This window comes from Streptomyces sp. NPDC086519 (assembly GCF_040686075.1).
GTDB classification, from domain to species: domain Bacteria; phylum Actinomycetota; class Actinomycetes; order Streptomycetales; family Streptomycetaceae; genus Streptomyces; species Streptomyces shenzhenensis.
In genome coordinates this window covers 1-14477 of record NZ_JBFBJL010000020.1, presented here as the reverse complement: position 1 = coordinate 14477, position 14477 = coordinate 1, and the positions used below count along the sequence as shown (strand labels likewise).

Genomic DNA, 14477 nt, shown 5'->3' with positions numbered 1-14477 from the left:
TCGCGGTGCACTCGGGCCATGAGCACCGAACCGCCCCCGCCCCCGGGCTCAGGAGAGCCGCCGGACGACGATCCGTTCAGGAAGCAGCCCCCGCCGCCCTCCTACGGCGGCGGCCCCACCGGAGCGGGCGGCGGCGGCCCCTACGGAGCCGGCGGTGACCCCTACGGAGGCGGCGGGGGAGCCGGCGGCTATCCCGCCGACCCCCTCGCCGGGATGCCGCCGCTCGCCGACAGCGGCAAGCGCACCCTCGCGCGGATCATCGACATGATCCTGGTGGGCATCGTGGCCGTCCTGCTCACCTGGGCGTTCGGGGTGAGCGAGTACCAGATGGACGGCGACCGGATCTCGGCCGGCCGGTCCTTCGCCCAGTCGCTCGTCGTCGCCGTCCTGTTCGTCGCCTACGACACCCTGCTGATCGCCAAGTGGGGACAGACCCTCGGCAAGAAGTGGCTCGGCATGCGGGTCGCCAACCTCGCCGACGGCGCCACGCCCTCCGCCCAGACCTCGCTGCTGCGCGCCGTCGTGCTGTGGGTGCCGTTCGCCTTCTGCTGCGCCTGCATCTGGACGGTGATCTGCGGCGGCTGGAGCTTCTTCGACAAGCCGTACAAGCAGGGCCTGCACGACAAGGCCGCGAAGACGGTCGTGGTCAGTACGAACGCGTAGCGAGGGCCGGCAGCGAGGGCCGACACCGGGGCGGGCACCGGGGCGGGCACCGGGGGCGCACAAGCAGTCGGCGGGTCCGTCAGTCTCACGGACCCGCCGACTTCTCAGTCTGCGTACGTCAGGGCGCGGTGGGCTCCCGGACGGGCTCGGCCGTGGCGGCGGCCACGGTCTCCCGGTGGACGGGGACCCGCACCTTGGATGGTGCGGCGGGGGCGGGCCGGGACTGCGCGACCGTGCGCGGCCGGGGCAGCGGAGCCGTCATGGCCACCAGCAGTCCCAGACCGAGCGCCGCGAGCGCGATGACCGCGATCCCGATGCCCGAACTCGTCTGTGACAGCAGCAGCATGGCGAGCGTCGAGCAGATCACGGTGCACGAACCGTAGACGAGCTGTGCCGGGGTCGGACGAGGCATGGCAATCGTGTCCTCGGAAGATATGGGGGTGAGACGGGAAACCGGCCTTGGTTTCCACCGGCTTCCGAGCGTTCCACCGTTCGACTCTATTCGCGTGCATGCCCGAGCGGAACGGCCGGTAAGCGTGACCTAACCCACGGTACCGGTGCACAGGGGGCGCACGGTCGCATGGCATAAGGCAACCAGCGGCATATGCGCGCCGGTTGGGCGGGGTGCTTCGGGGGTACGGCCGCGGCCAGGCGTCCGTAAAGCGAACTTCTTCTCCGCATAGTGCAGTTGAAGTGTCAGAGTCAAGGTCTGTCTTTTCTCGTAAACCAGTAGTCAAATGTCGTCACTTGAATCGACGCGTTGAACGTGCGCGCACGGACCCCCAACCATGACCCGGTCCCCCTTGCCGTGCGCGCGGCGCGGGGGAGGAACTCAAGTGACCAGCAGACCCTGGACGTTCAGAGCGCTCGCCGTCGGCGTGACGCTCGCTACCGCCTCCGTGGGCTTCGCCACCTTCGCGGTCGCGGAGGCCGCGACTCCGGCGGCGACCACCGGCACCGTCGACCGGCACGACCCGTCGACGAAGCAGGAGGAGCACGACCTCGACGGCCCCCTGAGCAAGACCCAGGAGGCCCAGCGCCAAGAGGCCCTCGACCAGGTCATATCCGGCAAGGCCCAGGTCAAGGAGCGCGACGGATCCAAGGTCGTCCAGCTCAAGAGCAAGAAGGGCGACAGCAAGTACGTCGAGCTCGGCCGCGAGAAGACGGACAAGATCTTCACGATCCTGGTCGAGTTCGGCGACCAGACGGACCCGCGGTACGGCGGCACCACCGGCCCGCTGCACAACCAGATAGCCCAGCCGGACCGCACCAAGGACAACTCCACGGCGTGGCAGGCGGACTACAACCAGGCCCACTTCCAGGACCTCTACTTCGGCACCGGCAAGAACACCGAGTCGCTGAAGAAGTACTACGAGAAGCAGTCCTCGGGCCGCTACTCGGTCGACGGTGAGGTCACCGACTGGGTCAAGGTCCCCTACAACGAGGCCCGTTACGGCAACAACGCCTGCGGCTCCACCACCTGCTCCAGCGTCTGGAACCTGGTGCGCGACGGCCTGAACGCCTGGGTCGCCGACCAGAAGGCGGCCGGCGAGTCCGACGCCGCCATCAAGGCCGACCTCGCCCAGTACGACCAGTGGGACCGCTACGACTACGACGGCGACGGCAACTTCAACGAGCCCGACGGCTACGTCGACCACTTCCAGATCGTGCACGCCGGCGAGGACGAGTCCGCGGGCGGCGGAGCCCAGGGCACCGACGCCATCTGGGCGCACCGCTGGTACGCCTTCGGCACCGACGCCGGTGCCACCGGCCCCGACAACAACAAGCTCGGCGGTACCCAGGTCGGCGACACCGGCATCTGGGTCGGCGACTACACCATGCAGCCGGAGAACGGCGGACTCGGCGTCTACGCCCACGAGTACGGCCACGACCTCGGCCTGCCGGACGAGTACGACACCAACGGCGGCGACAACTCCACCGGCTTCTGGACCCTGATGTCCTCCGGCTCCTGGCTGGGCACCGGCAAGGAGGCCATCGGCGACCTGCCCGGCGACCTGAACGCCTGGGACAAGCTCCAGCTGGGCTGGCTCAACTACGACGTGGCCAAGGGCGGCACGAAGTCCAGCCACAAGCTGGGCGTCGCCGAGTACAACACGAAGAACAAGCAGGCCACGGTGGTCACCCTGCCCGACAAGGCGGTCACCACCACGGTGGTCACCCCGGCCGAGGGCTCGGCCCAGTGGTGGAGCGGCAGCGGCGACAACCTCAAGAACACGCTGACCCGTGACGTCGACCTGACCGGCAAGTCGTCGGCCACGCTCAACCTCGACGGCTGGTACGACATCGAGTCGGGCTACGACTACCTCTACACCGAGGTCTCCACCGACGGCGGCGCCAACTGGACCGCCCTGGACGGCACGGTCAACGGCCAGGCCATCCCGCGCGACGGCAGCGACAAGCCGGCGCTCACCGGTTCGGTCGACGCGTACACCAAGCTGTCGTACCCGCTGGACGCCTACGCCGGCCAGAAGATCCAGCTGCGCTTCCGCTACCAGACCGACGGCGGGGTCGCCCTCAAGGGCTTCGCGGCCGACGAGATCACGCTCACCGCGGACGGCTCCACGGTCTTCTCCGACAACGCCGAGTCGGCGGACGCCGCCTGGACCGCCTCCGGGTTCTCCCGCATCGGCGCGTCCTTCACCAAGGACTACGCGCAGTACTACATCGCGGAGAACCGCCAGTACGTGTCGTACGACAAGACCCTCAAGGTCGGCCCGTACAACTTCGGCTTCTCGACGACCCGTCCGGACTGGGTGGAGCACTACCCGTACCAGAACGGCCTGTTGCTCTGGAAGTGGGACACCTCCGAGGCGGACAACAACACCAGCGTCCACCCCGGCACCGGTCTGATCCTTCCGGTCGACTCCCACCCGACGGCGCTGAAGTGGTCCGACGGCACGCTGATGCGCAACCGCATCCAGGCCTACGACTCGCCGTTCAGCCTCTACGCGACGGACGGCATCACGCTGCACAAGGCGGACGTGGCGACCAGGATCAGGCAGTCGTCCGGGGTGTCGGTCTTCAACGACCACAAGAGCGACTACTACGACGCGTCGAACCCGACCGGCGGCGTCAAGATCACTGACACCAACACGAAGATCAACATCGTCACGGAGGCCCGGGACGGCTCGACGATCTCCCTCCAGGTCGGGCCCGCAGTGAAGTAATCCGCATTCCCGCAGGTCAGACACGTATCGGCGGCGACCCCTTGGCGGGTCGCCGCCGCTCGTGCTTAGGTGCGTCCTGTGGCTTTCTTATTGACACCGACGCGCACGGGGATGTGACCGCATGGCCGCAGGAGGGTTCTGCAAGCTGCCGAACGGCAGAGTGGTGGTGGCGCTGAACCTACCCAGTCCGACCACCGCTGACGGCTCGTCCGCCGTCCGCGTACTGGTCCACGCCCAGAACCGCGCCCGGGCCCTGACCAGGCTCCGCAACCTGGGCATGCGAGCGGTCTACCTGCGGGGCAACGCCGCCCCACCCACCCCGGACGAGATCACCGCCGTCCTCCACCACCCCGACGGCCTCATATGGCGAACGGCCCCTGACAACGGTGTCACGGCAACCGAACTCTGGAGGCCGATCAGATCCCTGCTCCGCAGACCGACAGCGGCATAACCACCCCGGCCCAGGGCAGCCCCGCCGCCCCGAAGCGGACGTCACCTGCCAGCACCGGGCGGGCCCGCGAACCCAGGGGCGCGGGGAACTGCGCGACAGGCCCCCACCGGCCCGCGGGTGCCCACCGGCCGGTTCGGCGCCGCCGGAGTCCGCCGTCGTGGCTGACCGCCGCCGCGGCGGATAGGAGGGTGGTCGGTGTCGTCTCGGGGGCGCGGGGGCTTGCGTCGTCTGTCGGCGCCGGGTTCGGCAGGTGACCTGGGGGCGCGGGGAACTGCGCGAGAGGCCTCCGCCGGCCCGCGCGTGTTCACCGGCCGGTCTGGCACCGCCGGAGTCCGCCGTCGTGGCTGACCGCCGCCGCGGCGGAAAGGAGGGTGGCCGGTGTTGTCTGGGGGGCGCGGGGGCTTGCGTCGTCTGTCGGCGCCGGGTTCGGCAGGTGACCTGGGGGCGCGGGGAACTGCGCGAGAGGCTTCCGCCGGCCCGCGCGTGTTCACCAGCCGGTTCGGCGCCGCCGGAGTCCGCCGCCGCGGCGGAAACGAGGGTGGCCGACGGCCAGAAGCGCGGCCGGTCCCTACACCACCGGCTTGCCCGTCAGTTCCACGCCCGCCTCGCGCAGCTCTTCCAGGGCGCGGGCCGTCGTCGTCTCCGAAACCCCCGCCGTGAGGTCGAGGAGGACCTGGGTCCGGAAGCCCTCTCTCACGGCGTCCAGGGCGGTGGCCCGCACGCAGTGGTCGGTCGCGATGCCGACCACGTCGACCTCGTCGATCTTCCGGGCCCGCAGCCACTCCGCCAGCTTCACGCCGTTCTCGTCGACGCCCTGGAACCCGCTGTAGGCCGCGGCGTACGCCCCCTTGCTGAACACCGCGTCCACCGCCCCCGAAGCGACCGCCGGGGCGAAGTTCGGATGGAAGCCCACGCCCTCCGTGCCGGCGACACAGTGCGCCGGCCAGCTGTGCACGTAGTCGGGGTTGTCGGCGAAATGACCCCCCGGCGCGATGTGGTGGTCGCGGGTCGCCACCACGTGGCGGTAGCCGGCGGGCGCCTGCCCGATCAGCTCCGTGACCGCGGCGGCCACATCGGCACCCCCGGCGACCGCGAGGCTGCCCCCCTCGCAGAAGTCGTTCTGCACATCGACGACGATCAAGGCGCGGCGCATGGTCGGTGTCCTTCGCATTCGTTAGCGGGTCCGTCGAGGGGCAAGACGCGGAAAGAAGGGGGTGCGGGCCCGGCCTGAACCTCCGAGCGTAGAGACTTACGGGGGCGTAGGGGAGGGGGCTTTGCGGGGCACGTTCGCGGGCACTCGCTCTAGCTACCCGAGCGCCCCTGCACGTACTCCGTCGGAATGACCGGTTCCCCGCGCGAGAGCTGGGTCGCGGAGAGCGGCAGATTCGCGCGGGCCGCCGCGTGCCGGTCACGGGGCGCGTCCAGGGGTTCGCGGGCGACGACCTCGCCGGACTTCACCAGCTCGATGAGCAGCTGCCGGTCGACCAGGTCGGCCGGGACCTCGCCGGTGCCCACGACCTCGGCCTCCGCCACCCCGTCGGCGTCCAGCCGCCGCGCCGCCCACTTGCGGCCGCCGACGGACGTCTTGCCGCCCGACGACTTCTTCGCGACCGGCACCAGCGGCGCCTTCGGGTCGGCCGACTCGGCGCGGGCGACCAGCTTGTAGACCATGGAGCAGGTGGGGTGCCCGGAGCCGGTCACCAGCTGGGTGCCGACGCCGTACGCGTCCACGGGGGCGGCGGCCAGCGAGGCGATGGCGTACTCGTCGAGGTCGGAGGTCACGACGATCTTCGTGCCCCGGGCGCCCAGCTCGTCCAGCTGCTGGCGCACCCGGTGGGCGACCAGCAGCAGGTCGCCGGAGTCGATGCGGACGGCGCCCAGCTCGGGCCCGGCCACCTCCACGGCCGTACGGACCGCCTCGGCGACGTCGTAGGTGTCGATCAGCAGGGTGGTGCCCCGGCCGAGCGAGTCGACCTGGGCCCGGAAGGCGTCGCGCTCGTGGTCGTGCAGCAGGGTGAAGGCGTGGGCGCTCGTGCCCACCGTCGGGATGCCGTAGCGGAAGCCGGCGGCGAGATCCGAGGTGGTGGCGAAACCGCCGACGTAGGCGGCGCGGGAGGCGGCGACGGCGGCCAGCTCGTGGGTGCGGCGGGCGCCCATCTCGATCAGCGGGCGGTCCCCGGCGGCCGAGGACATCCGGGAGGCGGCGGCCGCGATCGCGGAGTCGTGGTTGAGGATGGAGAGGATCACGGTCTCCAGGAGCACGCACTCCCCGAACGACCCCTCGACCCGCATGACCGGCGAGCCCGGGAAGTAGACCTCGCCCTCGGGGTAGCCCCAGATGTCGCCGCCGAAGCGGTAGCCGGCGAGCCATTCCAGGGTGGGCCCGTCGACGATGTTCCGCTCCTCGAGGAAGCGCAGGACGTCCGCGTCGAAGCGGAAGTTCTCCACCGCGTCCAGGACGCGTCCGGTGCCCCCCACGACGCCGTAGCGACGCCCCTCGGGCAGGCGCCGGGTGAAGACCTCGAAGACGCTCCGCCGCTCGGCCGTACCCGCCTTCAGGGCCGCCTGCAGCATCGTCAGCTCGTACTGGTCCGTGAAGAGCGCCGTCGAGGGAACATCCACCGGCAGCCCAAGGTCCGCTACATCCACGACAGCTCTCCTAGCTATGTCTCTCGGCGGGTCCCCGGGCCGGCCGGGGGTTCGGCCCGCGGCGCAGCCGCCCTTGATTGCCGCGTCCCCCGGTGTACGCAGCATGGCAGGAGATGCTACACCCTTCGCGTCAGTGTGACGATTTAAGGGGCCCGTGGCAGCATGGGCCTTGTGACGTCACCCGCTCCCGTAGAGATCGAACGCACCGAGTCGGCGGAGGAGGTCTTCGCCGTCCCCGAGCCCGACGTCCCCTGGGTCACGATCGTGCACAACGACCCTGTCAACCTCATGAGCTACGTGACGTACGTCTTCCAGACGTACTTCGGCTATCCCAAGGACAAGGCCACCAAGCTCATGCTGGACGTCCACCACAAGGGCCGGGCGGTCGTCTCCAGTGGCAGTCGCGAGGAGATGGAGCGCGACGTGCAGGCGATGCACGGCTACGGCCTGTGGGCCACCCTCCAGCAGGACCGCAAGTAGCCATCCACCCCTGACCGGCGATGACCGGCCCCGACCAGCTCCTCGATCAGCTCCGGAAGCAGCGAATCCCCTCCATGCCAGGAATCTTCGAACCGCTCCCCGGCGGCGGCGCGGCCGTCGCGCTCGACGACGTCGAGATCTCCATCATCCGGTCGCTGGCCGTCCAGCTCCTGGAGCTCATCGGGCCAGGCCCCGCCGAGGACGCCCCCGACGACCCGCTCGCCGAGCTGTTCGCCGAGGGTCCCAGCGAGGCGCCCACCGACCCGGTGCTGCGCCGGCTCTTCCCGGACGCCTACAGCGACCCGGAGCGGCCCCCGCGGTCCCCCGAGGAGGCCGAGGAGCGGCGGGCCCACTCGGCCGAGTTCCGCCGCTACACCGAGAACGACCTCAGGGCCCGCAAGCGGGAGAGCGCCCTCTCGGTGATCCGCTGCCTCGACACCCTCGCCCGGGGGGAGAAGGGGGACGCGGTCCTCAAGCTGGCGCCCGAGGAGTCCCGGCAGTGGCTCGGCGCCCTCACCGACCTGCGCCTCGCGATCGGCTCCCGCCTCGACATCACCGACGATGACGACACCGACCTGCTCTACCGGCTGCCGGACGAGGACCCGCGCAAGCCGATGGTGATGGCCTACCTGTGGCTCGGCGGCCTCCAGGAGACCCTGGTCGCGACCCTGATGCCGTAGTTCGTCCCGGTTTGGTGTTCGCTCAGAGGACGCTCAAATCCGGATAACGATCCCGCCACCGTTGCGGCCTGGTATGACCTTTTCGGCCCAACTTTGTCCGCTTTTTTCAGTGGTGTGCGCCACAATCACTCTCGGTGGAACCAGGTGATCAACGGTGCGGCCGTGATAGATCTTCACGACCGCCCGGCGAACACCACCCACGTGTACGTCCGGGTGCGCCACCGAACCGGCGACCGCCGGTCTGGCACCGCTCCATCATCCGGGGGGGATCGAAACCCGATCCGAGGCCGACGAGAGGCCCGGGTCGGCATGGAGAAAGGCGCACACCACACATGACCTCCGCTCAGGTCGACACGTCGGAGAAGTCCTCCGAAGCCTCCGAAGAGGGGTACGAGCGCGGGCTCGGCAGCCGCCAGGTCCAGATGATCGCCATCGGCGGCGCCATCGGCGTCGGGCTCTTCCTGGGCGCCGGGGCGAACATCGCCAAGGCCGGTCCCAGCCTCATCCTGATGTACGCCCTGGCCGGCGGCGTCATCTTCTTCATCATGCGGGCCCTCGGCGAGCTCCTGCTCTACCGTCCGGTCTCCGGCTCCTTCGCCGAGTACTCCCGGGAGTTCCTCGGCCCGTTCTACGGCTACTTCACCGGCTGGACGTACTGGCTCATGTGGGTCGTCACCGGCATGGCCGAACTGACGGCCGCCGCGATCTATGTGAACTACTGGTTCCCGCAGGTCCCGCAGTGGGTGACCGCGCTGGTCTTCCTGGTGGTCCTCTTCGGAGCCAACCTGATCTCGGTGAAGGTGTTCGGGGAACTGGAGTTCTGGTTCTCCATGGTCAAGGTCACCGCCCTGATCGGCATGATCGTGATCGGTCTCGGCGTCCTCACCTTCGGCTTCAGCTCCGCCGGTGACACCGCGTCGGTCGCGAACCTCTACCGGTTCGACGGCTTCTTCCCCACGGGCGTCGGCTCCTCCCTGATGACCCTTCAGGGCGTCATGTTCGCCTACCTCGCGGTCGAGCTGGTCGGCGTCACCGCCGGCGAGTCGGAGAACCCGGAGGAGACCCTCCCCAAGGCGATCAACACCCTCCCCTGGCGGATCGCCCTCTTCTACGTCGGCGCGCTCACGGTGATCCTCTGCGTCGTGAAGTGGACGGAGTTCGCCCCGGGCGTCTCCCCGTTCGTCGCCGCCTTCGCGAAGATCGGCATCCCGGCCGGCGCCGGCATCGTCAACTTCGTCGTGCTGACCGCGGCCCTGTCCTCCTGCAACTCCGGCATGTACTCCACCGGCCGCATGCTGCGCACCCTCGCCGACAGCGGCGAGGCCCCGGCCACGTTCCGCAGGCTGTCCGCGTCCAAGACCCCTGCGTTCGGCATCACCGTCTCGGTCCTCTTCATGGGCATCGGCGTGGTCCTCAACTACGTCGTCCCGGAGAAGGCGTTCGGCTACGTGACCTCCGTCGCCACCGCGGCCGGCATCTGGACCTGGCTGATGATCCTGGTCAGCCACGTCCGCTACCGCCGCGCGGTCGACGCGGGCCGCCTGCCGGCCTCCGCCTTCCCGGCCCCCGGCGGCGCGAAGTGCAGCTGGATCGCCATCGCCTTCCTCCTCTTCGTGACCTGCCTGATCGCGTACAACGGCGACTCCCGCGTCTGCCTCTACGTGATGGCCGGCTGGACCGCCGCGCTGGGCGCCGGCTGGCTGGTCCTGAAGAACCGCCGTCCCGAGGTCGCCGAGCGCCGCGCGCCGGCACCGCTGGACAAGGTGAGCTGACCGCCCCTCCGGGACGCCCGCCGCGGGGAGCACTCGTGGCGCCCCTCGCGGCAGCCGCTCAGGGCGTCCGGCATCCGGGCCGCTCCGTACCACCCACCGGTACGGGGCGGCCCTTTGCTTATCCTGGCGAACATGCTGACCATCACCCAGGCCCTCGTCGACCAGATCGTCGCCCACGGGCGCAAGGACCATCCGGACGAGGCGTGCGGAGTCGTCGCGGGGCCGGCGGGCTCGGACCGCCCCGAGCGATTCATCCCGATGCTGAACGCGGCGATGTCCCCGACGTTCTACGAGTTCGACTCCGGCGATCTTCTCCGGCTGTACCGGGAGATGGACGACCGTGACGAGGAGCCGGTGGTCATCTACCACTCCCACACGGCGACGGAGGCGTACCCGTCCCGGACCGACATCAGCTACGCGAACGAGCCCGGCGCCCACTACGTCCTCGTCTCGACGGCCGACACCGACGGCCTCGGCGACTTCCAGTTCCGGTCCTACCGCATCGTGGACGGCGAGGTCACGGAGGAGGAGGTCAGGATCGTCGAGACGTACTAGCCCCTCTGCCGCCGACCTTCCCCTCTGCCGCTCCCTCTGTTCCCCTGCTCCCCCTCTTCCCGCAACTCTCCTCTCCGCCGCGGCGGCGCCCAGCTCCGCTCGTCCTTTCTGCCGCGGCTGCGCTCGGCTTCGCTCGTCCTTTCCGCTGCGGCGGCGCTCACCTTCGCTCTTCCCTTCCGCCGCAGCGGCGCTCAGCCGCGACGGCGGATTTCGGCGGTGCCGAACCGGCCGGTGGCCACCTGCGGGCCGGTGGGGGCTTGTCGCGCAGTTCCCCGCGCCCCTGAGCTGGCTGCTCAGCCCGGCGTCAGGGGTGAACGTCGTTTGGCTGGTCGTGCCTGTGCGGCGGTAGCCGTGTGGCGCCGCGTCCCTGGGTTGGCTGCTCAGCCCGGCGTCAGGGGTGAACGTCGTTTGGCTGGTCGTGCCTGTGCGGCGGCAGTCGCGTGGCGCCGCGCCCCTGGGTTGGCTGCTCAGCCCGGCGTCAGGGGTGAACGCCGTTTGGCTGGTCGTGCCCGTGTGGCGGTGGCCGCGTAGAGACGTGGCTTGCCCCGGACAGGGCATCTCACCCCTCGGCCGGAAAATGTCCGGCATGTGGAATCACACTCCGGAACCCGTGCCGGGAATCGATACGATGAGCTCATGGTTCTGAACGACGTGAGCGACAAGGCGCCGGGCGTGCTGCTCGTGGCGCGGCTGCACGTCGACTTGTGCAGGCTGGACAGCGCCATCTGTTGACGCTGCCTGCCGCCGTACGGCCGTGAGCCGCGGCGTGCCGCTGCGCGCCCACCCACCCAGACTTTCCGACAGGAGCCCTGAGCCATGGCCATCGAGGTCCGCATCCCGACCATCCTCCGCCAGTACACCGACGGTCAGAAGGCGGTGGAGGGCAGCGGTGACACCCTCGCCGAGCTGTTCGCCGACCTTGAGACCCGGCACGCGGGCATCCACGCCCGGATCGTGGACGACGGCAAGCTGCGCCGTTTCGTCAACGTGTACCTGAACGACGAGGACGTCCGTTTCGTCGACGGCATCAACACCAAGCTGTCCGACGGCGACACCGTGACGATCCTGCCGGCGGTCGCCGGCGGTATGGCCTGAGATCGGCATGCGCTACGACTCCCCGTTGGCCGCGGTCGGCAACACCCCCCTGGTGCGGCTGCCGCGGCTCTCGCCGTCCGCCGACGTCCGGATCTGGGCCAAGCTGGAGGACCGCAACCCGACCGGCTCGGTCAAGGACCGTCCCGCCCTGCACATGATCGAGCAGGCCGAGAAGGATGGCCGGCTCACCCCCGGCTGCACCATCCTGGAGCCGACGTCGGGCAACACCGGCATCTCGCTGGCGATGGCGGCCAAGCTCAAGGGCTACCGCATGGTCTGCGTGATGCCCGAGAACACCTCGCAGGAGCGCCGGGACCTGCTCGGGATGTGGGGCGCGGAGATCATCTCCAGCCCGGCCGCGGGTGGTTCCAACACCGCCGTACGCGTGGCCAAGGAGCTCTCCGCCGAGCACCCCGACTGGGTGATGCTCTACCAGTACGGCAACCCGGACAACGCCGGTGCGCACTACGCGACCACCGGGCCGGAGATCCTCGCCGACCTGCCGTCCGTGACGCACTTCGTCGCGGGGCTGGGGACCACCGGCACGCTGATGGGCGTCGGCCGGTACCTGCGCGAGCACAAGCCGGACGTGCGGATCGTCGCCGCCGAACCCCGGTACGACGACCTCGTGTACGGGCTCAGGAACCTCGACGAGGGCTTCGTGCCCGAGCTGTACGACGCCTCCGTGCTCACCACCCGCTACTCGGTCGGCTCCGCGGACGCGGTGACCCGGACCCGGGAGCTGCTCCAGCAGGAGGGCATCTTCGCGGGCGTCTCCACCGGCGCCGCGCTGCACGCCGCGATCGGCGTCGGGAAGAAGGCCGTACAGGCCGGCGAGAGCGCGGACATCGTGTTCGTCGTCGCCGACGGCGGCTGGAAGTACCTGTCGACCGGCGTGTACACCGCCGCCACGACCGAGGAAGCCATCGAGACCCTGCACGGTCAGCTCTGGGCCTAGCCCTCATCATGTACGCGCCAACCCCCTCTCATGAGGGGGCTAAGCGCTGCCTATGGCGCGGCAAAGATCTTCGTCCGGGGGAACCGGCGCCCGGGGAACCCCGTTAGGTTCCTCACTGTCCTGTCATGCCACGCTCATCGGCATCCCAGGGTGTTTGAAGTGTCATGCTCATGACCGCGCACTCTGCCGCCGCTACGCGCGTCACGGGCCTGCCTTGTAACCCCACCGAGGAGGCAGTACCCCCATGCGTGAATCACGACGGAGTCTGCGAAGACTTCTGACCTTCGCCTTCCCCGCCCTCGCCCTCGCCGTCTCCGGTTTCGTCGCGGCCCCGGCCGCGCAGGCCCAGGCACCGGCGCGGACCGTCACCTCCCAGGCCACCGCCCAGACCAGCCGGGCCGCCCAGAACGCCAAGGCCCTCACCGACCCGGCCCGGCAGGCCGTGCACAGCACCGGCAAGGCCGGGCAGAAGGTGCCCACCAAGCACCTGTGCGCCACCGCCGCCAAGCCCGGCCACGTCTCCTGCTTCGCCCAGCGCCGTACCGACATCAAGCAGCAGTTGGCCGCCGCGCTCGCCGCCGCCCCCTCCGGCCTGAGCCCGACCAACCTGCACAGCGCCTACAACCTGCCCTCGACGGGCGGCTCCGGCCTGACCGTCGCGGTGGTTGACGCCTACAACGACCCCAACGCGGCCTCGGACCTCGCCACCTACCGCTCGACGTACGGCCTGTCGGCGTGCACCGTCGCCAACGGCTGCTTCAAGCAGGTCAGCCAGACCGGTTCGACGACCTCGCTGCCGTCGAACGACTCCGGCTGGGCCGGTGAGGAAGCGCTCGACATCGACATGGTCAGCGCCGTCTGCCCGAACTGCAACATCATCCTCGTAGAGGCGAACTCCGCCACCGACTCCGACCTCGGCACCGCCGAGAACGAGGCCGTCGCGCTCGGCGCCAAGTTCGTCTCCAACAGCTGGGGCGGATCCGAGTCCTCCTCCCAGACCAGCGAGGACACCTCGTACTTCAAGCACCCGGGTGTCGCGATCACCGTCTCCGCCGGTGACTCGGACTACGGCGCCGAGTACCCGGCGACCTCCCAGTACGTGACCGCCGTCGGCGGCACCGCGCTCTCCACCTCCTCCAGCACCCGCGGCTGGACCGAGTCCGTGTGGAAGACCAGCTCCTCCGAGGGCACCGGCTCCGGCTGCTCCGCCTACGACTCGAAGCCGAGCTGGCAGACCGACACCGGCTGCACCAAGCGCATGGAGGCCGACGTCTCCGCGGTCGCCGACCCGGCCACCGGCGTCGCGGTCTACGACACCTACGGCGGCTCCGGCTGGGCGGTCTACGGCGGCACCAGCGCCTCCTCGCCGATCATCGCCGGCGTCTACGCCCTCGCGGGCACCCCGGGCTCCAGCGACTACCCGGCGAAGTACCCGTACTCGCACACCGGCAACCTGTACGACGTCACCAGCGGCAGCAACGGCTCCTGCTCCACCGCCTACTTCTGCACCGCCGAGACCGGCTACGACGGCCCGACCGGCTGGGGCACCCCGAACGGCACCACCGCCTTCGCCTCCGGCTCCAGCACCGGCAACACGGTGACCGTCACCAACCCGGGCAGCCAGTCCACCGCCACGGGCGGCTCGGTCAGCCTGCAGATCTCCGCCAGCGACAGCGCGGGCGCCACTCTCACCTACAGCGCGTCCGGCCTGCCCACCGGCCTGTCCATCTCCAGCTCCACCGGCCTGATCTCCGGTACGGCGTCCACCGCGGGCACCTACAGCACCACCGTCACCGCGACCGACTCCACCGGCGCCTCCGGCTCGGCCTCCTTCACCTGGACCGTCAGCACCAGCGGCGGCGGCTCCTGCACCTCCTCGCAGCTGCTCGGCAACGCCGGCTTCGAGTCGGGCAGCACCACCTGGACCGCCTCCAGCGGTGTCATCACCAACTCCAGCAGCGAGTCGGCGCACGCCGGCTCCTACTA

The 14477-nt window shown here is 70.0% G+C and carries 14 protein-coding genes; 11 read left to right on the top strand and 3 right to left on the bottom strand.

The window, feature by feature from the left end; all coding sequences use genetic code 11:
* Positions 1–18: 18 nt before the first annotated feature.
* A complete protein-coding gene (locus AB0P24_RS20330) occupies positions 19–663 on the top strand; it encodes an RDD family protein (protein ID WP_365795851.1) in 645 nt (214 codons plus the stop codon).
* A 118-nt stretch (positions 664–781) separates the two neighbouring features.
* Here the strand turns inward: AB0P24_RS20330 and AB0P24_RS20325 are convergent, their stop codons facing one another.
* Complete coding sequence (locus tag AB0P24_RS20325; RefSeq protein ID WP_365795849.1) at positions 782–1075, bottom strand: hypothetical protein; 294 nt, start codon at positions 1073–1075, stop codon at positions 782–784.
* A 424-nt stretch (positions 1076–1499) separates the two neighbouring features.
* Between AB0P24_RS20325 and AB0P24_RS20320 the strand changes: the two genes are divergently transcribed.
* Together AB0P24_RS20320 and AB0P24_RS20315 are read left to right on the top strand one after the other, a co-directional pair.
* A complete protein-coding gene (locus AB0P24_RS20320; protein ID WP_365795847.1) occupies positions 1500–3851 on the top strand; it encodes an immune inhibitor A domain-containing protein in 2352 nt (783 codons plus the stop codon).
* Between the two features lie 121 nt (positions 3852–3972).
* Positions 3973–4302 carry a hypothetical protein gene (locus AB0P24_RS20315; protein ID WP_365795845.1) on the top strand — a complete coding sequence of 110 codons (330 nt, stop codon included), beginning with the start codon at positions 3973–3975 and terminating at the stop codon, positions 4300–4302.
* Between the two features lie 568 nt (positions 4303–4870).
* On the opposite strand, the gene AB0P24_RS20310 is transcribed toward AB0P24_RS20315, so the two are convergent.
* Together AB0P24_RS20310 and AB0P24_RS20305 are read right to left on the bottom strand one after the other, a co-directional pair.
* Positions 4871–5455 carry an isochorismatase family protein gene (locus AB0P24_RS20310; RefSeq protein WP_365795843.1) on the bottom strand — a complete coding sequence of 195 codons (585 nt, stop codon included), beginning with the start codon at positions 5453–5455 and terminating at the stop codon, positions 4871–4873.
* Positions 5456–5604: 149 nt separating this feature from the next.
* Positions 5605–6951 carry a nicotinate phosphoribosyltransferase gene (locus tag AB0P24_RS20305; RefSeq protein WP_365795841.1) on the bottom strand — a complete coding sequence of 449 codons (1347 nt, stop codon included), beginning with the start codon at positions 6949–6951 and terminating at the stop codon, positions 5605–5607.
* A 162-nt stretch (positions 6952–7113) separates the two neighbouring features.
* Between AB0P24_RS20305 and clpS the strand changes: the two genes are divergently transcribed.
* The 8 genes from clpS to AB0P24_RS20265 all read left to right on the top strand — a co-directional run.
* Complete coding sequence (clpS, locus tag AB0P24_RS20300; RefSeq protein WP_089106662.1) at positions 7114–7431, top strand: ATP-dependent Clp protease adapter ClpS; 318 nt, start codon at positions 7114–7116, stop codon at positions 7429–7431.
* Between the two features lie 74 nt (positions 7432–7505).
* Positions 7506–8111 (top strand): DUF2017 domain-containing protein, encoded by a 606-nt coding sequence (locus AB0P24_RS20295; protein WP_365795839.1) that lies wholly within the window; start codon positions 7506–7508, stop codon positions 8109–8111.
* 332 nt (positions 8112–8443) lie between these two features.
* Positions 8444–9883: an amino acid permease gene (locus AB0P24_RS20290; protein WP_365795837.1), complete on the top strand. Its 1440-nt coding sequence runs from the start codon at positions 8444–8446 to the stop codon at positions 9881–9883.
* A 132-nt stretch (positions 9884–10015) separates the two neighbouring features.
* Positions 10016–10438 (top strand): M67 family metallopeptidase, encoded by a 423-nt coding sequence (locus AB0P24_RS20285; protein ID WP_234543345.1) that lies wholly within the window; start codon positions 10016–10018, stop codon positions 10436–10438.
* 636 nt (positions 10439–11074) lie between these two features.
* Complete coding sequence (locus tag AB0P24_RS20280) at positions 11075–11170, top strand: putative leader peptide (RefSeq protein ID WP_362747676.1); 96 nt, start codon at positions 11075–11077, stop codon at positions 11168–11170.
* Between the two features lie 84 nt (positions 11171–11254).
* Positions 11255–11533, top strand: a complete 279-nt coding sequence (locus AB0P24_RS20275) for a MoaD/ThiS family protein (protein ID WP_365795834.1) — start codon at positions 11255–11257, stop codon at positions 11531–11533.
* Between the two features lie 7 nt (positions 11534–11540).
* Complete coding sequence (locus tag AB0P24_RS20270; RefSeq protein WP_365795832.1) at positions 11541–12491, top strand: cysteine synthase; 951 nt, start codon at positions 11541–11543, stop codon at positions 12489–12491.
* Between the two features lie 244 nt (positions 12492–12735).
* Positions 12736–14477 (top strand): putative Ig domain-containing protein (locus AB0P24_RS20265; protein ID WP_365795830.1); only part of this gene is annotated, 1742 nt, incomplete at its 3' end.